Consider the following 17,478-nt stretch of genomic DNA (forward strand, 5'->3'; position numbering starts at 1 on the left):
GCGCGCGAACGGAATGCGGTTCCGATGCTAGCCACGGGCGGCGAGCGGATCGGGGGCCAACATCCCGGGCGGGCGAGAAGTCTGATGATCCATCAGGGTGCCGAGAGGCTGACCGGGTCAAGTCTTCGTAAAGTCCGACCGGCCCTCTAGATGTGCCATTGCACATGTCACATCATGCTCCCCATGAGAAAAGCCATCGCCCTGCTGGCGGCCGCGGCCGCCGTCGCCACCTTCGGCGTGACCTCCGCCTCCGCCGCCGACCCCGACGCCGCCGCCCCGGAGGACACCGGCCAGGGGCGTCTCGCCTGGACCTCCTGCAACGACGCCACCACCCCCGCGCTGCAGTGCGCGATGCTGGAGGTGCCGGTCGACTACCGGGACCCCCGCGGCCGCAAGATCAGCATCAAGCTCAACCGCCTGCCCGCCACCGCGCCCAAGGACAAGCAGCAGGGCCCGATCCTGCTGAACCCGGGCGGCCCCGGCGACTCCGGGCTCTGGATGCCCGCGTACATCTCCGGCCAGATCCCCAAGGACGTCGCCTCCACCTACGACTGGATCGGCTTCGACCCGCGCGGAACCAACGGCAGCGACCCCCATGTCATCTGCGACGCCCACTACTTCGACGGCGAGCGCCCCGACTACCAGCTGAGCCAGGGCACCGCGAAGGCCTGGCTCAAGAAGGCCGCCGGGTACGCCGCCGACTGCGCGGCCGACTGGTCCTGGCTGCTGCCGCACATGACCACCGTCGACAACGCCCGCGACATGGACAGCATCCGCCGCGCCCTCGGCGTCCAGAAGATCAACTTCTACGGCGGCTCCTGGGGCACCACGCTGGGCTCCACCTACGGCCAGCTCTTCCCCTCGCACGTGCGCCGGATGGTCCTGGACAGCATCGTCGGCCCGACCATCAGCTGGTACGACCACAACATCCTTCAGGACAAGGAGCACCAGCGCCGCTTCGACGCCTTCGCGGACTGGGCCGCCAAGGCCGACTCCGTCTACCACCTGGGCACCGACGCCGCCTCGGTGAAGAAGGCCTACGCCCAGGTCGAGGACGCCCTGCGCAAGGACCCGGTCGCGGCCGCGCCGGCCCCCGGCAAGATCGGCCCGGCCGAGTTCGAGGACACCTTCTACGGCGGCGGCTACAACTTCCTGCGCTGGCCCCGCATGGCGACGGTGCTCTCCGCCTACGTCACCCAGCACGACACCCGGCCGCTCTCCATCGCGTACAACCGGTACGCCGCCCCGGGCGCCGACGACGGCGCCTTCCCGGCGTACAACGCCGCGCAGTGCACCGAGAACGCCTGGCCGCGCGACTGGGAGTTCTGGAAGAAGGACCAGGCGAAGGTCGACGCCGTCGCGCCCTTCTACACGTATAACAACATGTGGTACAACGCCGCCTGCATGTTCTGGCCCTACCAGGGCAACCAGGCCGGGCGCCTGAAGATCACCGGCAAGGGCCTGCCGCCGGTGCTGCTCTTCCAGGCCACCGAGGACGCCGCCACCCCGTACGAGGGCGGGCTCGCCATGCACGACGCGCTGCCGGGCTCCAAGCTGGTCGTCCAGAACGGCGGCAGCTTCCACGAGATCCTCTTCCACGGCAACGCCTGTCTGGACGACACCTTCACCGCCTACCTGCGCGACGGCAGCCTGCCGGACGGCAAGGGGCGCATCGCCAAGACCTGCGCGCCCGAGGCGGACCCGGCGCCGGTGTACGTGACCCCGCCGCCGGCCGCCGCCAAGTCGCTCACGGCCGAGTCCGGCGCGGCGCGCCTCGCGCCCACCGACCCGGAGGCCGTCCGCGGCGTCCTGCGGTGATCGGTCCTGCGGTGATCGGTCCTGAGGGGATCAGTCCCGCAGTGATCAGTCCCGCGCCGACGGTCTGACGGCACTGAGCGGCGCGGCCAGGGACTCCAGGCCGCGCCGCTCGGCCTTCACCCCGATCGCGGCCTCCACCAGGCCGGCCACCGCCATCAGCGCGGCGCCGACGCAGAAGGCCAGGGTGGTGTCGGAGACCTCGCCGCTGCTCACCAGGCCGTTGAACAGCAGCGGGCCGCTGATGCCGCCGACGGCCGTGCCCACCGCGTAGAAGAAGGCGATGCACATCGCCCTGGTCTCCAGCGGGAAGATCTCGCTGACCGTCAGGTAGGCGGCGCTGGCACCGGCCGAGGCGAGGAACAGCACCGCCGTCCAGCAGGCCGTCATGGTGGTGGCGGAGAGCGCGCCGCGCTGGAAGAGCGCGGCGGTCCCGAACAGCAGCAGGCCCGAGCCGAGGTAGGTGCCGGCGATCATCGGCTTGCGGCCGACGGAGTCGAAGAGGTGGCCCAGCAGCAGCGGGCCGAGGAAGTTGCCGACCGCGATCACCGCGAAGTAGTAGCCGGTCTCGCCCTCGGGGACGGCGAAGTAGGTGGTGAGGATGGTGGCGTAGCCGAAGGTGACGGAGTTGTAGAGGAACGCCTGGCCGACGAACAGGGCGAGGCCCAGCACGGTGCGGCGCGGGTAGCGGACGATCACCGTGCGAACGATCGTCGCGAAGCCGATCGGTTCCCGTTCGCGGATCAGCAGCGGCGGCCCCTCGGGCGGCGGCAGCCGGTGGCCGGTCTCCCGTTCGACGGCCCGCTCCGCCTCCTCCACCACCCGTTCGGCCTCGGCCGCCCGCCCGTGGGTGAACAGCCAGCGGGGGCTCTCCGGCACGTGGCGGCGCACCAGCAGGATCACCAGGCCCAGCACCACGCCGATCGCGAAGGCCAGCCGCCAGCCGACGTCGGTGGCGAACAGCGAGGTGTTCAGCAGGGCGATCGAGGCGAAGGCGCCCAGGCCCGCGCCGATCCAGAAGCTGCCGTTGATGATCAGGTCGATCCGGCCGCGCAGCCGGGCCGGGATCAGCTCGTCGATCGCCGAGTTGATGGCCGCGTACTCGCCGCCGATCCCGAAGCCGGTGAAGAAGCGGCAGAGGAAGAAGAACCAGGCCGTCCAGGAGAGGGCGGTGACGGCCGTCGCGGCGAGGTAGACGGCGAGCGTCACCATGAACAGCTTCTTGCGGCCCAGCCGGTCCGTCAGCCAGCCGAAGAACAGGGCGCCGGTGCAGGCCCCGGCCACGTACACGGCCGCCGCGACGGTGGTCACCTGGGCGGTGGTGATGCTGATGCCGCTGCCGTCCTGGGCGAGGCGGCCCGCCATGTTGCCGACGATCGTCACCTCCAGGCCGTCCAGGATCCAGACGGTGCCCAGGCCGATGACGATGCGCCAGTGCCAGCGGGACCACGGCAGCCGGTCCAGCCGGGTGGGGACGTCGGTCGCGACCGTGCCGGGCGGGAGCGCGTGCCGCCGTTGGGATGACGGGGAGGGTTTCGCGGGATCGGTCATGTCGGGGCCTTCCTTCGCTCGCCCCCTGCACGCCGCCCCGCTCGCCCCCTCGTCCGCCCCCGGGGCGGGCGCCCCTGGTCGGGGGCGCCCTCGGTCCGTCGCCGGACCATCATCGCCAGGGGGCGCGTGGGGCGCTCGCCCGGGCGTCAGGCGATCCAGCTGAACAGCCAGACGTAGGGGACCGCGGTGATCCCCGCGGCGATCGCCAGTCGGGTGATCGGGGCGTCGCGCCTCGCGGCGATCAGCAGCAGGACGCCGGCGGGGAGGGCCGGCACGAAGATGACCAGCGGCAGCAGGAGGAACGGTGCGGATACGAGGATCTCGCCGCCGAGGATCAGCCAGCCGCAGGTCAGGGTGACGGCGCGGAACTCCGCCGAGCTCGGCATGAGCAGCGGCAGCGTGGCGAGGAAGCCGACCGCGATCTCGATGATCACGTAGGCCGCGTGCGGAGGGGCGTAGCCGGTGTGCGACTTCACGACGACCGGCACGCAGCTCAGGACGGCCAGCAGGACGATCAGCCGGGACTCCCCGGCGGGCGGTGCGATCTGCCGTCTTCCCATGGTGTTCCCCCTCGGAGCGGAGCGTTGAAGCAGTTTTGAACGCATTCAAATTGAATGCGTTCAAAACGTAGGCCCCGGGGCGCCCGGTAGGCAAGTCCGCCGACCCGGTCGAGGCGGAGTCGAGAGGCGGTCGAGGCCGATTCCGGCCGGTCGGCGCGGTGTGCTGTGGTGGGGAATACAGCGCCGGGCGCGCGGCGTAGACGCTCGCGCATGGAGCTGAGCGCAGCGGCCATGGCCCGGGGGAGCGGCGGACGCTTCGATGGAGACCAGGACGAGGAGCCCGGGCGGACGCTCCGGAGAGCGGACCTCTTCGCCCTCCCCGACGACCTATCAAGATCCGACCTATCGAAACGAGGACGATCGTTATGGCCATGAACGGTGTGCTGTCGACCGAAGCGGGCGCGGTGCTGGTGATCGGCGGCACGGGCAAGACCGGGCGCCGCGTCGCCGCCCGGCTGCTGGCGAGCGGCTACGAGGTGCGGGTCGGCTCGCGCCACGCCGAGGTGCCCTTCGACTGGCAGGACGGGACCACCTGGGGGGCCGCGCTCGACGGCGTCGCCGCCGCGTACGTGACGTACCACCCGGACCTCGCCGTGCCCGGCGCGGTCGAGCAGGTGCGGGCCTTCTCCCGGCTGGCCGCCGAACGCGGCGTCCGGCGGCTGGTCCTGCTCTCCGGGCGCGGCGAGGAGGCCGCCGAGGCGGGGGAGCGGGCCGTGATGGAGTCCGGCGTGCCCGCGTGGACCGTCGTGCGCTGCGCCTGGTTCAACCAGAACTTCGACGAGTCCTTCTTCCTCGACCCGGTGCTCGCGGGCGAGGTCGCCCTGCCGGTCGGCGACGCCGTCGAGCCGTTCGTCGACGCCGAGGACATCGCCGACGTCGCCGTGGCGGCCCTGACCGAGCCCGGCCACGCCGGCGAGGTGTACGAGCTGACCGGCCCGCGCCTGCTCTCCTTCGCCGAGGCCGTCGGCGAGTTGGCGCGCGCCACCGGACGGGACATCCGGTTCGTGCCGGTGGAGGTCGAGGAGTACCGCGCCGTCCTGGAGGCGGAGGGCCTGCCCGGGGACTTCGCCGACCTCTTCTCGACGATCCTCGACGGCCGCAACGCCTCCCTCGGGGACGGGGTCCGGCGCGCCCTGGGCCGCAAGCCGAGGGACTTCGCGGACTACGCCCGCGAGGCCGCCGCCACGGGCGTCTGGAACGCCTGAGCCCGCTGACACGAGAGCTGACACGAGAGAGGGCCCGGACATGCGCACGAACACGATGCCGCACCACGAGGCGACCCACACCGAGTCCGGAGGTCGGGTGGCGGGGCCGGTGCTGGTGGGGTCGACGATCGCGATGGGGTTGATGGCGGGGCTGTTCTTCGCGTTCGACGTGTCGGTGATGCCGGGGCTGGCGGTGGGGGACGACCGGACGTACGTGACGGCGATGCAGCACATCAACAGGTCGATCGAGAACGGGGTGTTCGGCCTGGTCTTCGTCGGGGCGTTCGTGGCCACCGGGGCGGCGGCCTGGCTGCAGCACCGGGCCGGGCGTCGGCGGGTGGCACTGTGGGCGGGCGCGGCGACGGCGCTGTACGTGCTGGCGCTGGTCGTGACGATGGGCGTCAACGTCCCGCTGAACAACGACCTCGCGGCGGCCGGCGACCCGGCGGGCATCCACGACCTCGCCGCCGTCCGCGAGAAGTTCGCCGGGACGTGGGTCGCCACCAACATGCTGCGCACGGCCCTGTGCACGGCCGGTCTGGGCGCCCTCGCCCGGGCGCTCGTCCTGCACGGCCGCGCCACCCGCTGACGCGGAGGACGCGGAGGACGCGGAGACGCGGAGACGCACCCGCCCAGGCGTCAGGCCTGGAGCAGCGAGGAGGCCAGCAGCACGCCGGCCGCCACCAGGTGCAGCACCGCCGTCCAGCGGGCGCGCACCAGGGCGGCCAGCCCGGCGAGGCAGAGCACCGCGAGCAGCAGGCCCCAGGTGAACTCCAGGTGAGCGTGGGCCACCTGCGAGGCGGTGCGCCGGGCGGCCTCCGGTGCAGAACTGCTGAACATCCGGCCGACGTACACCAGCGCCAGGGTGACCATCAGCAGGACGCCCACCGCGAGGTCGAAGGCCGCCGGAGGCCCGGAGCGCCGCGCCGGGCGGCGCACCTCGCGGGCGGTGGGAGGGCCGGTTCCTGGCATGTGCCAGAGCCTGGCAGGTCGGAGGGCCGGGGCGCCTGAGTAGGAGTACTCAGATCGCGTCCGAACCCCGCCCGTCCGCCCCCGGTGGTGGGTGCGCCTCGGTGTGCGCCGGTGCGCCGGGCCGGTGCCTTCGCCCAATTCACTTACCGAGACGTGGACTTGGCGCCCGGGAGGGGTGTGGTGGAGCATGGGCGTGCTCGGTCCGTCACGGCGCGCAACGCGCCGAGGCCGGGAGGGTCGTCGTAGCTGGTAGAGGAGGCGGGTCCCGTGGGACTGGTGGAGCGTCCGATTCTGGTCCGGGGCAGGGCCGTCCCGTTGGCCAGGCACCTGGCCGAGCAGGACATCGACGGTCTGGTGGCGTGCTCGTGCATCGGGAACGAGGTCACCATCGACCTCGCCGACACCCGGGTGCTGGTGAGCCTGGTCGACGTGGCCGGGGTGGTGAGGCTCAACTTCCACATGGTGCACGACGGTCCGGCCAAGTCCCGCTCCTGGTCCCGCCTGCTGCCGGAGGGCACCGACCACGCCGAGATCGCCACCCGCATCGCCCGGGACGTCCGCACCCTGGGACGCGAACTCGCCCCACTGCGCCGCCACGCGTCGACCGCCGCCGAGCAGCGCCGGCCGCGCTGAATCCGCTGCACGGGCGGGCCGTTGGCCCCTGTTCGCATGTGAACCTGGTTCGAGGGCCCGGACAGGCGCACGTCTCCACCCGGGGGTGGAGACGCCCGGATCCACCCGGACGGCGGTGACACCGCGCCCCGTACGCGAGCACCCTGGACGCCAGGGTCGACGAAACGGCGGACGGGAGCGGGCACGGTGCACACACTCACACGGTGGGCGGCCACAGCGGCGGCGGGCCTGCTCCTGGCGGCCCTTCCGGCGCTCCCCGCCGAGGCGGCGGCGCCCACGCACGGCTGCCGCACGACGACCTCCCTCGGCCGGCTGCAGGGCGTGGGCCAGGGCGGCCGCTGCGCCTACCTCGGCGTCCCGTACGCGGCGCCGCCGACCGGCGAGCGGCGCTTCCGCCCGCCGCAGCCCGCCGCCCCCTGGCGCGGCACCCTCGCCGCCACCGCCGTGAAGCCCGGCTGCCCGCAGGACCTCACCGTCGGCGGGCCCGGAGTCGAGGACTGCCTCTACCTCAACGTCTGGGCGCCGCAAGCGAGTCGGGGTCGCCCCAAGCCCGTCATGGTCTACCTGCACGGCGGCGCCGACGAACTCGGCGCCGCCGGCCAGCCGGACTTCGACGGCGGGCGGCTCGCCGAACGCGGCGACGTGGTCGTCGTCAACCTCGACTACCGCCTCGGCGTCCTCGGCTGGACGGAACTCGGCGGGCTCGACCCCGCCTACGCCGGCTCCGGCAACAACGGCCTGCGCGACGAGGTCGCCGGCCTCGCCTGGGTGCGCCGCCACATCGCCTCCTTCGGCGGCGACCCCGGCCAGGTCACCGTCTTCGGCCAGTCCGCCGGCGCCGTCTCGATCAGCGCGCTGCTCGCCGGCGACCACCCCGAGCGCCTCTTCCGCCGCGCCGTCGTGCAGAGCGGCCCCGGCTACCTCGTCCACACCGCCGCCTCGGCCCGCGCCACCGCCGACCACGTCCTCGCCACCGGCGGCATCCACAGCGTCGCCGACCTCGACCGCCTGACCACCCGGCAGGTCCTCGAACTCCAGCAGCGCGCCCAGGGCAGCCTCGCCGGCCCGGCCGCCGCCGTCTTCTTCGGCCCGTACATCGACGGCGCGCTCGTCCCCGGCCCCGTCTTCGAGCGGGTCGCGGCGGGCAGCGCCCGGCACGTCGACGTCATGACCGGCAGCACCGAGAACGAGACGGACTACTGGGCGCTCTTCGACCCCCGGGTGCTCGACCTCCCGCTGAGCGCCTACCGCGCGATCCCGCCCGTCCTCGCGCCGCGCAAGCAGGAGATGTACGACCGCTACGCCGCGAACCGCCCCGGGCTGCCCGAGGGCCGGGTCGTCAACGCGATGCTCACCGATCAGACCGAACGGGTGCCCAGCCTGCGCCTGGCCGAGGCCCAGTCACGGTGGCGGCCCACCTACGTCTACCAGTTCGACTGGCACGTCCCGTACGTGCCCGGCCTGCCGGCCGCGCAGAACCTCGGCGCCATGCACACCCTCGAACTGCCCTTCGTCTTCGGCACCCTGGCCCTGGACGCCTACCCGCGCGGCGCGCAGACCGTCGCCGAGCAGCGCCCCGCCCTCACCGCCCTCTCCGGGCGGATGATGGACGCCTGGACCTCCTTCGCCCGCTCCGCCGCGCCCGGCTGGCCGCAGTACTCGGCGCAGAGCCGGGCCACCCGGATCTGGGACCTGGACCCGACGGTGCGGTACGCGCCGCACGAGGACGAGCGCGCACTCTGGGACGCGTACGACTTCGCAGCCTGGGACGCCCGGCCGTAGGTCCGGGCGCACCGGCTCACGCCGTGAGGTAGAGGAGAAAGGCCACGACCAGCAGCCAGACCACGGCGGGCTCGCCGTAGGTGGCCCAGTCGGGCCGGCGCTCGGTCAGGATGAGCGAGCCGCGGAACCAGACGGCGGCCGAGAACAGGGTGGCGAGGGCGGCCGGGATCACCCACTCGGCCTCGTCGGGCCCGCTCAGGCCCGTGACGAGCGCCGCCGTGCCCACGCCCGCGAGCAGGCCGACCCAGAGCATGGAGAGCCACGGGGTGTTCATGGGCTCGGAGTTGTGACCCTGGAAGGCGAGCGAGACCACCCGGCCGTGCCAGAGCCGCAGCTCCAGGGTGGAGTTGTCGCTCAGCGCCTCGTAGAGCGGTGAATCGACCTGGTAGTCCCGGTCCTCGGTGCCCTCGCGGCCCACGGTGACCTCGTGGTCGTCGTGGTCCTCCCGCTTCCGCACCACCCAGCCGCTCTCCAGCCGTACACAGTCCGGGTGTCGGGTGGCGGCGGGCGTGCCGCAGACCGGCGCGGAGCGGAAGGCGATGTCCTCCTCGTGCAGGGCTCCGTAGCGGAGGAAGGAGAGCACCACGAGGCCGAGCCCCACCAGCGCGAGGAGGCCGTACGGCAGTCGCCGCACCAGGTGGCCCGGCTTCCTCATGTGCCCCTCTCCGGAGGTGGGTTCGGTCGATCAGCCGAGGGTGAAGAAGTAGATCGTGTCGTGCCCGTACCGGTCGGCGTTCCCCGTCGAGGGCTCCCATCCCCGGTGCGCGAACTCCAGCAACTCGGCCAGCTCGCGCAGGTCGTGGCGGAATCCCTCCCCGACCAGATCCAGCGCCGCGCGGTAGGCCTCGGCGGCCCTCCCGGCGAGCGCCAGCGGGAACATGCCGATGTACGGGCCGTCGCCCGGATGCGGCAGGGGGAACGGTATCTCGTCCGGCGGTCCGGAGAACAGCCGTGCGTGGAAGAGGAGTTCGGGGTCCACCCCGGCGCGGGTGAGCTCCTCGTCGAGGAGGGAGAAGAACGTCGAGGGCCGGGAGTAGACGCCGAGGTCGTTCGGGTCCGAGGAGGTGCAGGCGATCATGCACTGCAGCGCCCGGGTGTACGCGCCGCCCGCGTACCGCGCCGTCGAGTCCGCCCGGCCGGCCGTCAGCTGCTCCAGCGCGGCCGGGACGGTCAGACCCAAGTCGACGCCCTGACAGTCGAGTTCGGCCTGCTCGCGGCGGGCGCGGTCCAGCATCATGCCGTGGACGCGCCGCTGGTCGGGCGTCAGGCCGTCGGCGGCCCCGAGGTAGGGGAGGAGCTTGGCCCTCCCGGAGATGCGGTAGTTGATGATCCGGCTCATGATCGTCATCCTGCCAGCCGCCGCCGGCGCCGCCGTGGGCGCCCGGTCAGGCGGTGCCGTCCTTGCGGTAGCGCTTCGCGAGGGCCGGGTCGGACTCCCACCACAGGCCGCCGGCCTGGGGCTGCTCGGGCACCGGGGCGCTCCAGGGCTGGGGAACGGCCACCGGGTGGACGCGGAAGAGGAGGCCGGGGACGGCGTAGAGGACCGCGGCGACGACCAGCGCGGCCACGAGCCCGCCCCACGGAACCGCAGCCACGGAGACGCCGACCAGCAGCGCGAGGGCGATGTGCAGCCCGGTGCCACGGGCGGCCACGACGTGTTCGAGCCCCTCGACGGCCTGGACGGTGAGGGTGTTGGAGCGGACGCGGTCCTTCGCCGTCACCCGGACGGTGTGGGCGCCCGCCGGTACGGGGACGCGCAGCGTCTCGCCCTGCTTGACCTGCCCCGCCAGGACGTCGTCGACCACGACCCTGAACGTCCCCCGCCGCCCGAACTTCGGCGGCTCCGCGTGCACCGCGATCGTCGAGGCCATGGTTGTCTCCCCCTGCAAGGTGTCGATCTTCTACGAGCTTGTACGAGCCCGTACGAGCGGCGCCAAGACTAGGGCGCCGCACCGCCAGGGGGAAAGCCCGGAACGCACCGGGGCGGTGTACGGCAGCCGCCGTACACCGCCCCGGTGTCGACCGGGGTGCGATCAGTTGAGCGAGGCGAGGGCGGCCTCGTAGTTCGGCTCGTCGGCGATCTCGGCGACCAGCTCGGTGTGCAGCACGGTGTCGTTCTCGTCGAGGACGACCACAGCGCGGGCGGTCAGGCCGGCCAGCGGGCCGTCGGCGATGTCGACGCCGTAGGAGCCGTGGAAGTCGCGGCCGCGCAGGGTGGAGAGGGTCTTGACGTTGTCGAGGCCCTCGGAGCCGCAGAAGCGGGCCTGCGCGAACGGCAGGTCGGCGGAGATGCACAGCACGACGGTGTTCTCCAGCGCGGAGGCCTTCGCGTTGAAGGTGCGCACCGAGGTCGCGCAGGTGGGGGTGTCGATGCTCGGGAAGATGTTCAGGACCTTGCGGCTGCCCGCGAAGTCCTTGAGCGAGGCGTCCGCGAGACCCTCGCCGACCAGCGTGAACGCCGGGGCCTGGCTGCCGGTGACGGGCAGCTCGCCGCCGACCTGGACCGGGTTCCCCTTCAGCGTGACCTGAGCCATGAAAAGCCTCCTACCAGAGGTGCGGATGACAAATTGTGTAAGCGCGGTCGATCCTACTGCCCGCCCGGCCCCGCCGGGGCCACAGCAGGGCGGTGACGGTGAGGGAGGCGGCGGCCGTGAGCGTCATCGCGGTGCCGGGGGAGGTGACTTGGGCGGCGGCCCCGGCCGCCGTCGCCGCGAGGCCCTGGACGGCGAGCATCCCGCTGGTGTGCAGGCCCAGCGCATGGCCCGTGAGGTCGCCGGGCGTACGGTCGAGCAACTGCTGCTGGAGCAGCAGGCCGCTGCCGTACCCGAGCGCCGCGACGGCGGCCAGCGCCGACGCGACGGGCAGCGGCGGGCGCAGGCCGAACGCGAGGTACGGCGCGGCCAGCAGGGCGCACAGCGGTATGGCCAGGCGCCCGCGCAGCCGGGCGGGCAGGAGCCGGGCCGCGGCCGCGTCACCGGCGAGCATCCCGGCGGCCGAGGCGGCGAGCAGCAGGCCCGCGTGTGCCGGGTCGTACGGGACGAACAGGGACTCGGCGCCGACGATCAGCCCGTTCGGCACCCAGAGCGCCAGGTACACCCGCCGCCGCCCGGGGTCGGACCAGAGCCGGGCCGTCGCGGACCAGCTCGCGGCCGGGGTCGCCGCCCCGGCGCGGCGGGCCGGGCGGCGGGCCAGTCCCGTACGGGCGGTCGCGGCGGCGAGCAGGTGGCAGGCGGCGGCCAGCAGCAGGGCGCCGGCCGGGGTGAGCGCGGCGGTCAGGGCGGCCCCGGCGGCGAAGGCGGCGATCTGCACGACGCCCGTCGAGGCGTTGAGGACGGAGCGGCCCAGCAGGTAGCCGTCCCGGCCGAGGAGTTCGTCGAGCAGCCCGTGGCGCACGCCCCCGGCGAGGCAGCCGGCGAGCCCGAGCGGCAGCAGCGGGGCGAACAGCGCCCACAGCGGCAGGCCCGGCAGCGCCTGGACGGCGGTGGCGAGGGCCGAGACGAGGCCCAGGGCGGTCAGCGCGCCGCGCGGCGGCAGGCGGTCCGCGCCGGCCAGGACGGTGGCGGCGCCCAGCAGGTGGGCGAGCGCCGGGCCGAAGGCGGCGAGGGAGGAGAGCAGGGGCGAGCCGCTGCGCCCGTACACCAGGACGCCGAGGGCGAGGGAGGCGAGGGTCTGGGCGGCGGTGTGGGCGGTGGAGGAGGCGAACAGCGCGGCGAACCCGCGGTGCCGTGCGAGCTCCCGGTAGGTGGAGGGCATGGCGGGCAGTGTGTGCGCCGTGGCGGCGGGGGCGTTAGGTTTTCGCGCGGGCGCGAAAGACCGTACGGGGAGGGTGACGGGGAGGGTGTCATGGGCTGGTGGCAGGTGGACGCGGACACCCTGGCCGGGGCGCGTTTCGTCGTCTCCCCGCTGGCCGAGACGCTGGCGGCGCTGAAGACCCTGCACCGGCCCGCCGCCGCGCACCCGGGGCGGCGGCGCTGGCTGGAGGAGCGGCTCGGCGCCTACCGGGCCCGGCTGGCGGACGATCCGACGGCGGCGGCGCTGGTCCCGGCGGCGCTCGGGGGAGCCTGGAACGCGACCTTCCTGACGCCCGTTCCGGGCGAAGCACCCTCCTTCGAAGGGGAGTTGGCTGCCGTCCGGGCCACCGCCCCGGAGGCGGCGCGGGCCGACCTCGCGCGCTGCCTGCGCGGCCCGCTGCCGCCCGTCCTCGCGGAGGGGGACGTGGCTGGGTGCGCGGTGCGGCTGCTGGCCTGGGTGTGGGAGGAGACGGTGGCCCCGGACTGGCCCCGGCGGCGGCGCGTCCTGGAGGCGGACATCCTCGCCCGCGCGGCCCGTGCGGGGCACGCCGGCTGGGCGGCGGCCCTGGAGGGCACCCGCCCGGGGATGCGCTGGCTGGGCGGGGACCGGCTGCAGATCACCACCGGGGACGCGGGGGAGCGCCGACTCGCGGGCGCGCGGCTGGTGTTCGTCCCGGTGACCACCGGCCAGAGCTGGCTGTGCTGGGACGAGCCGGGCCCGGCGCTCGGGCCGCGCGGCTACGGCGTGGTCTACCCGTGCGCGGGCGAGCTGGCGGAGCCGCCGGGGGAGCCCGCCGGACCGCTCGCCGCCCTGCTGGGCCCCGGCCGGGCCGCCGTCCTGACGCGGCTGGCGGAGCCCAGGAGCACCACGCAGCTGGTCGCCCTCACCGGCCTGCCCCTCGGCTCGGTCGGCCGCCACCTGCGCGTCCTGCGCGAGGCCCGCCTGGTCGCCCGCCGCCGCGCGGGCCGGGCCGTGCTGTACGTCCACACCGAGGCCGGCCGCGTCCTCCTCGCCGCGCAGGGGTGATCAGGGGGCGGGCCGCTCACTGTCCTCCCAGGCCCGGGCGACCTCGCCGCCGCGCTCGTCGGCCCAGGCGCCGAGCGCCTCCAGAGGGCCGAGGAGACTGCGGCCGAGCTCCGTCAGCGCGTACTCGACGTGCGGAGGCACCCCGGGGCGGGACGTGCGTGCCAGCAGGCCCGCCCGGCGCAGCCGGTTGAGCGTGTCGGTGAGGGCCTTGGGGCTGATCCCGCCGATCGACCGGCGCAACTCCCAGGGGCGGTACGGGTGGTGGCGCAGTGCCCAGAGCACCACCGGGTCCCAGGTGTGGCCGAGCAGGTCGAAGGCCAGGCGGGCGGGGCAGTCGGCGAGGAAGCCCTGGTGAGCGCTCATGCACCGAATGGTGCACCAGCGGCGCCGTACGTTCCATGCGAGGCCCATAGGCACACCGGCACAAGGGAGTTGAGCGCGACCATGAGGATCGGCATCATCGGCAACGGCGGCATGGCCACCGCCCTGGGCGGCCAGTGGGCGAGCGCCGGGCACGACGTGCTCGTCGGCGGCCGGGACGCGGGACGGGCCGCCGCGACGGCCGCGCGCATCGGGGCCCGCTCCGGGACGGTACGGGAGGCGGTGCACCACGGCGACGGCGCCGTCCTGCTCGCCGTCCCGTACGGCGCCGCCGAGGAGTTGGCGGCCGAGCACGCGCGGGAGCTGGCGGGCCGCACCGTGCTGGACCCGGCCAACGCCGTCGGCCCCGGCTTCACCCTCGCCACCGGCACCGGCCCGTCCGTCGCGGAGCGGATCGCGGCCGCCGCCCCGGGCGCGCACGTGGTGAAGGCGTTCAACCTCTGCCACGAGAGCGTCTGGCGGCTGCGCCCGCCCGTCTTCGACGGCCGCCCGCTCGCCGTCCCGCTCTGCGGCGACGACGAACGGGCCCTCGCCACGGCCCGTCGCCTCGTCGGGGACCTCGGCTGCCTTCCCCTGGGCGCGGGGCCGCTCGCCCGCGCCCGTCTGCTGGAGGCCACGGCCGCCCTCCTCATCGGCCTCTGGGTCGGCGAGGGGGCCGACGCCCAGGCCATCGCCCCGCCGCCGGACCACGCGGGCCCTCGGGGCTGAGGGGCCGAGGGGCCGAGAGGTCAAGAGGTCAAGAGGTCAAGAGGTCAAGAGGTCAAGAGGTCAAGAGGCTGAGGGGCTGAGGGCGTCAACCCCCCTTGGAGGCAGCCTCGTTGTCGGCGGCGGAGATGACGGCGTTGAGGAGCCCGGGGAAGCGGACCTCCAGCTCCTCCGTTCGCAGGGCGTTCATCTTGGTGGTGCCGATGTAGTACTGCCGCAGCAGCCCGGCCTCACGCAGCACGGTGAAGTGGTGGCTGCTGGTCGAGCGGCCGACCGGCAGGTCGAAGGAGCCGCAGCTGAGGTGCGTGGTCGAGTGCGCGAGCGTGCGCACCACGGTGCGCCGGGCCGGGTCGGCGAGCGCCTCCAGTACCTGCTGGACGTTGACGTCCTCCACGCCGGGGTGCTTGATCACCCGCGCCGTCGCGCGTGCCCGTGCCACACCCACCACCCCTTCCCACCTGTCGACCCCCGTCCGGTTGGCTGTCAAGATCCCTGTCGCGTCCCTGACTTGCACGCCCGACGCTACTACGCCGGGCCCCTCGGCCACGTGGACCGCAACACCTCCGCAACATCTTGTTCGGACGGGGGAGGCGGGGGAGGTAGGGTCCGGCCCCATGAGTGTTGACGTGGAGGTCGTCCGCGAGGTGACGGACGAGGTGGTGGCGGCGTTCGCCGGTCTGCTGCCGCAGCTCTCGAGTTCGGCCGGAGGCCTGGACGCGGCGGCGGTGGCCCGGGTGGTGGACGCGGAGGCGAACACCGTCCTGACGGCTCGGCTCGGCGGGGCGGTCGTCGGCGTGCTGACGCTGGTGGTGTTCCCGCTGCCCTCCGGCGTCCGGGCACGGATCGAGGACGTCGTCGTGGACGGTTCGGCGCGCGGCCACGGCGTGGGCGCCGCGCTGACGGCCGAGGCGGTGCGCCTGGCGGAGGCGGCCGGGGCGCGGACGGTCGACCTGACCTCCCGGCCCTCCCGGGAGGCCGCGAACCGGCTGTACGAGCGGGCGGGCTTCCGCCCCCGGGAGTCGACGGTCTATCGGTTCACGACTAGCATGTAAGTCATGAGTGCGAGTAGTGACCCTTACGAGATCCGGGTGGGCGTCCCCGACGTGGCCACGTTCCGAGGCCTGCGCACCGGCGCCGGGATGACCGACCGCCCCGCCGAGGCCGTCGCCGCCGGCCTCACCAACACCTGGCACGGCGTGACCGTCCACCACCCCGAGGCGGGCGTGGTCGGCATGGGCCGCGTCGTCGGCGACGGTGGGACGGTCTACCAGGTCGCCGACGTGTGCGTCCTGCCCGAGCACCAGGGCCGCGGCCTCGGCGGGCGCATCATGGCCGCGCTGGTCGGGGCCCTGGAGGAGCGGGCGGTGCCCGGCGCGTACGTCTCGCTCATCGCGGACGGCCCGGCGGACAAGCTCTACGCCCGGCACGGCTTCGTGCCCACCGCGCCGCACTCGATCGGCATGCACCGCCTGGTCTGAGTCGGGTCCGGACGACGGGCCGGGGCCGCCCGCGAGGAGCGACCCCGGCCCGTACCGGTCAGGACGCGTGCACGCCCTGACCCGGCGTGAGGACGCCCGCCGGGTCGAAGCGCCGCTTCGCCCGCTGGACCCGCCCCCACAGCGCGCCGTAGTGCCGCCGCCAGTCCGCCTCCGTCAGGTCCGGCACCGCGCCGATCGGGTAGCGCTTGCCGCCGAGGCGCACGGCCAGGTCGTGCAGGCGGCGGTTGCGCCGCAGCGCCGCCTGGACGTCCGCGCCCGGGCCGGGGAAGGCGAGCAGGTCGAAGTGCCAGCCGACCGGGGAGTCCGGCAGGACGGCCAGCGGGGTGGAGATCGGCTCGCGGGCGTACGGGTAGAACAGCAGGATGCCCGCGCCCAGGTCCGCCGGGCCGAGCTCGGCCTGCGCCGCCGCCATGAACTCCGGCGTGGCGGAGGCGGGCAGGAACAGGCTCAGCCAGGGCTTGGGCAGGTTCCAGAACCCGGCCGCGCGCAGGTACTCGGCGAAGCCGTCCACCCGGAACGCGTACTCGCGCCAGCTCTGCTCGACGACCGTCGTCTCCGCCGCCACCGGGTTCAGCCCGGCCAGCAGCGCCTCCCGGTCCACCGGCTCGCCCTCGTCGCCGTGGGCGACCAGCTCCGCCTTGTAGCGCCAGTGCCCGCCGTCCGCCGGGTGCAGCGCCTCGCCCGCCTGGAGGTCGAAGCGGCCGTCCGCGAGGACCCTCTGCTGGTCGGCCAGGTAGGTGGCCAGGTCGTCGTAGTAGAGGCTGAACACATGGGCGCGGGCCCGCGCCGGGACGAGCCGGAGGGTGACGCGCACGATCACGCCCGCCTGGCCGACGCCCGCCAGGACGGCCTCGAAGAGGTCCCGGTGGCGCTCGCGCGAGGCCTCGACCAGCTCGCCCGTGCCGGTGACCACCTGGACGGACTCGACGGTGTCGGTCTGCAGGCCGTGGTGCCGCACGCCGCCGCCGATGCCGCCGACGCTGAGCGTGCCGCCGATCGACAGGTGCAGGTAGTCCGTCAGGCAGGGCGGCGCCCAGCCGGTCGCCAGCGCGGCGTCGGTCAGCTGCGCCCAGGTCGCGCCCGCCTCGACGACGGCCCGCCCGGGCCGCACCGAGACGATCCGCGACAGGCCGCGGGCGTCGATCGCGATGCCGCCGCGCGGGTTGGCCTGCCCGTAGCTGGAGTGCGACTCCAGCCCGGCCGTGCCGAGCTTGGCCGCGTCCCCGCTCTGGCCGTTGACGGCGACTGCGATGCGGTGGCGCTGCGCGAAGGCGACGACCCGCTGGACGTCGCGTACCGAGCCCGGGCGCAGCACGGCGCGCGGGGACTGCCGGACGATGTGCCCGAAGTCCGAGGAGAAGCGGTCGAGTTCGCCGCTCACGAGGGTGACGGCGCCGTCCAGGGCGGGCAGCTGCTCGACCTGCGGGCCGGGGGCGTCGGCCCAGGCGCGGGTGGTGGTGTTCCAGCCGACGACGAGCGCGGCGGCGGCTCCGGCGCCGGCTCGGGCGAGGAGGTCGCGGCGGGACAGTCCTGTGCTGCTCATATCAGGGGATTCTC

Annotated in this window: 20 protein-coding genes; 9 read left to right on the forward strand and 11 right to left on the reverse strand. The window is 74.2% G+C overall.

Going from position 1 to position 17,478, the window contains the following annotated elements; all coding sequences use genetic code 11:
* The first annotated feature begins 183 nt into the window (after positions 1–183).
* A complete protein-coding gene (locus ACIRRS_RS09985) occupies positions 184–1,818 on the forward strand; it encodes an alpha/beta hydrolase (RefSeq protein ID WP_402967398.1) in 1,635 nt (544 codons plus the stop codon).
* Between the two features lie 45 nt (positions 1,819–1,863).
* On the opposite strand, the gene ACIRRS_RS09990 is transcribed toward ACIRRS_RS09985, so the two are convergent.
* Both ACIRRS_RS09990 and ACIRRS_RS09995 read right to left on the reverse strand, forming a co-directional pair.
* The gene (locus tag ACIRRS_RS09990) at positions 1,864–3,366 is read right to left on the reverse strand and encodes an MFS transporter (protein ID WP_402967401.1); all 1,503 of its coding nucleotides are present in this window, start codon (positions 3,364–3,366) and stop codon (positions 1,864–1,866) included.
* A gap of 146 nt (positions 3,367–3,512) precedes the next feature.
* On the reverse strand, positions 3,513–3,926 hold the full coding sequence (locus ACIRRS_RS09995) for a hypothetical protein (protein ID WP_402967404.1): 414 nt from the start codon (positions 3,924–3,926) through the stop codon (positions 3,513–3,515).
* Between the two features lie 371 nt (positions 3,927–4,297).
* On the opposite strand from ACIRRS_RS09995, the gene ACIRRS_RS10000 reads away from it, so the two are divergent.
* Positions 4,298–5,131: an NmrA family transcriptional regulator gene (locus ACIRRS_RS10000; protein WP_402967407.1), complete on the forward strand. Its 834-nt coding sequence runs from the start codon at positions 4,298–4,300 to the stop codon at positions 5,129–5,131.
* A gap of 40 nt (positions 5,132–5,171) precedes the next feature.
* The gene (locus tag ACIRRS_RS10005) at positions 5,172–5,720 is read left to right on the forward strand and encodes a DUF1772 domain-containing protein (protein ID WP_402967410.1); all 549 of its coding nucleotides are present in this window, start codon (positions 5,172–5,174) and stop codon (positions 5,718–5,720) included.
* A 50-nt stretch (positions 5,721–5,770) separates the two neighbouring features.
* On the opposite strand, the gene ACIRRS_RS10010 is transcribed toward ACIRRS_RS10005, so the two are convergent.
* Complete coding sequence (locus ACIRRS_RS10010; protein WP_402967413.1) at positions 5,771–6,103, reverse strand: DUF6234 family protein; 333 nt, start codon at positions 6,101–6,103, stop codon at positions 5,771–5,773.
* A gap of 276 nt (positions 6,104–6,379) precedes the next feature.
* Here ACIRRS_RS10010 and ACIRRS_RS10015 point away from each other — a divergent pair, with 276 nt between their 5' ends.
* A complete protein-coding gene (locus ACIRRS_RS10015) occupies positions 6,380–6,736 on the forward strand; it encodes a hypothetical protein (RefSeq protein WP_402967973.1) in 357 nt (118 codons plus the stop codon).
* Between the two features lie 186 nt (positions 6,737–6,922).
* Positions 6,923–8,518, forward strand: coding sequence for a carboxylesterase/lipase family protein (locus ACIRRS_RS10020; RefSeq protein ID WP_402967416.1), 1,596 nt, complete (start codon positions 6,923–6,925; stop codon positions 8,516–8,518).
* A gap of 16 nt (positions 8,519–8,534) precedes the next feature.
* Here the strand turns inward: ACIRRS_RS10020 and ACIRRS_RS10025 are convergent, their stop codons facing one another.
* From ACIRRS_RS10025 to ACIRRS_RS10045, 5 genes are all read right to left on the reverse strand, one after another.
* Positions 8,535–9,173: a hypothetical protein gene (locus ACIRRS_RS10025; RefSeq protein WP_402967419.1), complete on the reverse strand. Its 639-nt coding sequence runs from the start codon at positions 9,171–9,173 to the stop codon at positions 8,535–8,537.
* A 30-nt stretch (positions 9,174–9,203) separates the two neighbouring features.
* Complete coding sequence (locus ACIRRS_RS10030; RefSeq protein ID WP_402967422.1) at positions 9,204–9,857, reverse strand: hypothetical protein; 654 nt, start codon at positions 9,855–9,857, stop codon at positions 9,204–9,206.
* 46 nt (positions 9,858–9,903) lie between these two features.
* Positions 9,904–10,389: a hypothetical protein gene (locus ACIRRS_RS10035; protein ID WP_402967424.1), complete on the reverse strand. Its 486-nt coding sequence runs from the start codon at positions 10,387–10,389 to the stop codon at positions 9,904–9,906.
* A gap of 162 nt (positions 10,390–10,551) precedes the next feature.
* Positions 10,552–11,052: a thiol peroxidase gene (gene tpx, locus ACIRRS_RS10040; RefSeq protein ID WP_402967427.1), complete on the reverse strand. Its 501-nt coding sequence runs from the start codon at positions 11,050–11,052 to the stop codon at positions 10,552–10,554.
* Between the two features lie 10 nt (positions 11,053–11,062).
* Positions 11,063–12,271 carry an MFS transporter gene (locus ACIRRS_RS10045; RefSeq protein WP_402967430.1) on the reverse strand — a complete coding sequence of 403 codons (1,209 nt, stop codon included), beginning with the start codon at positions 12,269–12,271 and terminating at the stop codon, positions 11,063–11,065.
* Positions 12,272–12,361: 90 nt separating this feature from the next.
* Here ACIRRS_RS10045 and ACIRRS_RS10050 point away from each other — a divergent pair, with 90 nt between their 5' ends.
* Positions 12,362–13,336, forward strand: coding sequence for a helix-turn-helix domain-containing protein (locus tag ACIRRS_RS10050; protein WP_402967433.1), 975 nt, complete (start codon positions 12,362–12,364; stop codon positions 13,334–13,336).
* Here ACIRRS_RS10050 and ACIRRS_RS10055 read toward each other — a convergent pair whose 3' ends face one another.
* The gene (locus ACIRRS_RS10055) at positions 13,337–13,699 is read right to left on the reverse strand and encodes a winged helix-turn-helix transcriptional regulator (protein WP_402967436.1); all 363 of its coding nucleotides are present in this window, start codon (positions 13,697–13,699) and stop codon (positions 13,337–13,339) included.
* A gap of 81 nt (positions 13,700–13,780) precedes the next feature.
* Between ACIRRS_RS10055 and ACIRRS_RS10060 the strand changes: the two genes are divergently transcribed.
* Complete coding sequence (locus ACIRRS_RS10060; protein ID WP_402967439.1) at positions 13,781–14,425, forward strand: NADPH-dependent F420 reductase; 645 nt, start codon at positions 13,781–13,783, stop codon at positions 14,423–14,425.
* 85 nt (positions 14,426–14,510) lie between these two features.
* Here the strand turns inward: ACIRRS_RS10060 and ACIRRS_RS10065 are convergent, their stop codons facing one another.
* Positions 14,511–14,861, reverse strand: coding sequence for a transcriptional regulator (locus ACIRRS_RS10065; RefSeq protein WP_402967442.1), 351 nt, complete (start codon positions 14,859–14,861; stop codon positions 14,511–14,513).
* A 175-nt stretch (positions 14,862–15,036) separates the two neighbouring features.
* Between ACIRRS_RS10065 and ACIRRS_RS10070 the strand changes: the two genes are divergently transcribed.
* Both ACIRRS_RS10070 and ACIRRS_RS10075 read left to right on the forward strand, forming a co-directional pair.
* The gene (locus ACIRRS_RS10070; protein WP_402967445.1) at positions 15,037–15,474 is read left to right on the forward strand and encodes a GNAT family N-acetyltransferase; all 438 of its coding nucleotides are present in this window, start codon (positions 15,037–15,039) and stop codon (positions 15,472–15,474) included.
* A gap of 3 nt (positions 15,475–15,477) precedes the next feature.
* Complete coding sequence (locus ACIRRS_RS10075) at positions 15,478–15,900, forward strand: GNAT family N-acetyltransferase (protein ID WP_402967448.1); 423 nt, start codon at positions 15,478–15,480, stop codon at positions 15,898–15,900.
* A gap of 58 nt (positions 15,901–15,958) precedes the next feature.
* On the opposite strand, the gene ACIRRS_RS10080 is transcribed toward ACIRRS_RS10075, so the two are convergent.
* Complete coding sequence (locus ACIRRS_RS10080; RefSeq protein ID WP_402967451.1) at positions 15,959–17,464, reverse strand: FAD-binding protein; 1,506 nt, start codon at positions 17,462–17,464, stop codon at positions 15,959–15,961.
* Positions 17,465–17,478: the final 14 nt, after the last annotated feature.

Source organism: Kitasatospora sp. NPDC101183, from assembly GCF_044767945.1.
Classification (GTDB): Bacteria; Actinomycetota; Actinomycetes; order Streptomycetales; family Streptomycetaceae; genus Kitasatospora.

Excerpts from the sequence above, each read along its gene's own strand:
- ACIRRS_RS10000 (WP_402967407.1), top strand. The coding sequence starts at position 4,298 with ATGAACGGTGTGCTGTCGACCGAAGCGGGCGCGGTGCTGGTGATCGGC.
- ACIRRS_RS10055 (WP_402967436.1), bottom strand. The coding sequence starts at position 13,699 with ATGAGCGCTCACCAGGGCTTCCTCGCCGACTGCCCCGCCCGCCTGGCC.
- ACIRRS_RS09990 (WP_402967401.1), bottom strand. The coding sequence starts at position 3,366 with ATGACCGATCCCGCGAAACCCTCCCCGTCATCCCAACGGCGGCACGCG.
- ACIRRS_RS10030 (WP_402967422.1), bottom strand. The coding sequence starts at position 9,857 with ATGAGCCGGATCATCAACTACCGCATCTCCGGGAGGGCCAAGCTCCTC.
- ACIRRS_RS09985 (WP_402967398.1), top strand. The coding sequence starts at position 184 with ATGAGAAAAGCCATCGCCCTGCTGGCGGCCGCGGCCGCCGTCGCCACC.
- ACIRRS_RS10045 (WP_402967430.1), bottom strand. The coding sequence starts at position 12,271 with ATGCCCTCCACCTACCGGGAGCTCGCACGGCACCGCGGGTTCGCCGCG.
- ACIRRS_RS10035 (WP_402967424.1), bottom strand. The coding sequence starts at position 10,389 with ATGGCCTCGACGATCGCGGTGCACGCGGAGCCGCCGAAGTTCGGGCGG.
- ACIRRS_RS10010 (WP_402967413.1), bottom strand. The coding sequence starts at position 6,103 with ATGCCAGGAACCGGCCCTCCCACCGCCCGCGAGGTGCGCCGCCCGGCG.
- ACIRRS_RS10070 (WP_402967445.1), top strand. The coding sequence starts at position 15,037 with ATGAGTGTTGACGTGGAGGTCGTCCGCGAGGTGACGGACGAGGTGGTG.
- ACIRRS_RS10025 (WP_402967419.1), bottom strand. The coding sequence starts at position 9,173 with ATGAGGAAGCCGGGCCACCTGGTGCGGCGACTGCCGTACGGCCTCCTC.
- ACIRRS_RS10060 (WP_402967439.1), top strand. The coding sequence starts at position 13,781 with ATGAGGATCGGCATCATCGGCAACGGCGGCATGGCCACCGCCCTGGGC.
- ACIRRS_RS10005 (WP_402967410.1), top strand. The coding sequence starts at position 5,172 with ATGCGCACGAACACGATGCCGCACCACGAGGCGACCCACACCGAGTCC.
- ACIRRS_RS09995 (WP_402967404.1), bottom strand. The coding sequence starts at position 3,926 with ATGGGAAGACGGCAGATCGCACCGCCCGCCGGGGAGTCCCGGCTGATC.
- ACIRRS_RS10075 (WP_402967448.1), top strand. The coding sequence starts at position 15,478 with ATGAGTGCGAGTAGTGACCCTTACGAGATCCGGGTGGGCGTCCCCGAC.
- tpx (WP_402967427.1), bottom strand. The coding sequence starts at position 11,052 with ATGGCTCAGGTCACGCTGAAGGGGAACCCGGTCCAGGTCGGCGGCGAG.
- ACIRRS_RS10050 (WP_402967433.1), top strand. The coding sequence starts at position 12,362 with ATGGGCTGGTGGCAGGTGGACGCGGACACCCTGGCCGGGGCGCGTTTC.
- ACIRRS_RS10080 (WP_402967451.1), bottom strand. The coding sequence starts at position 17,464 with ATGAGCAGCACAGGACTGTCCCGCCGCGACCTCCTCGCCCGAGCCGGC.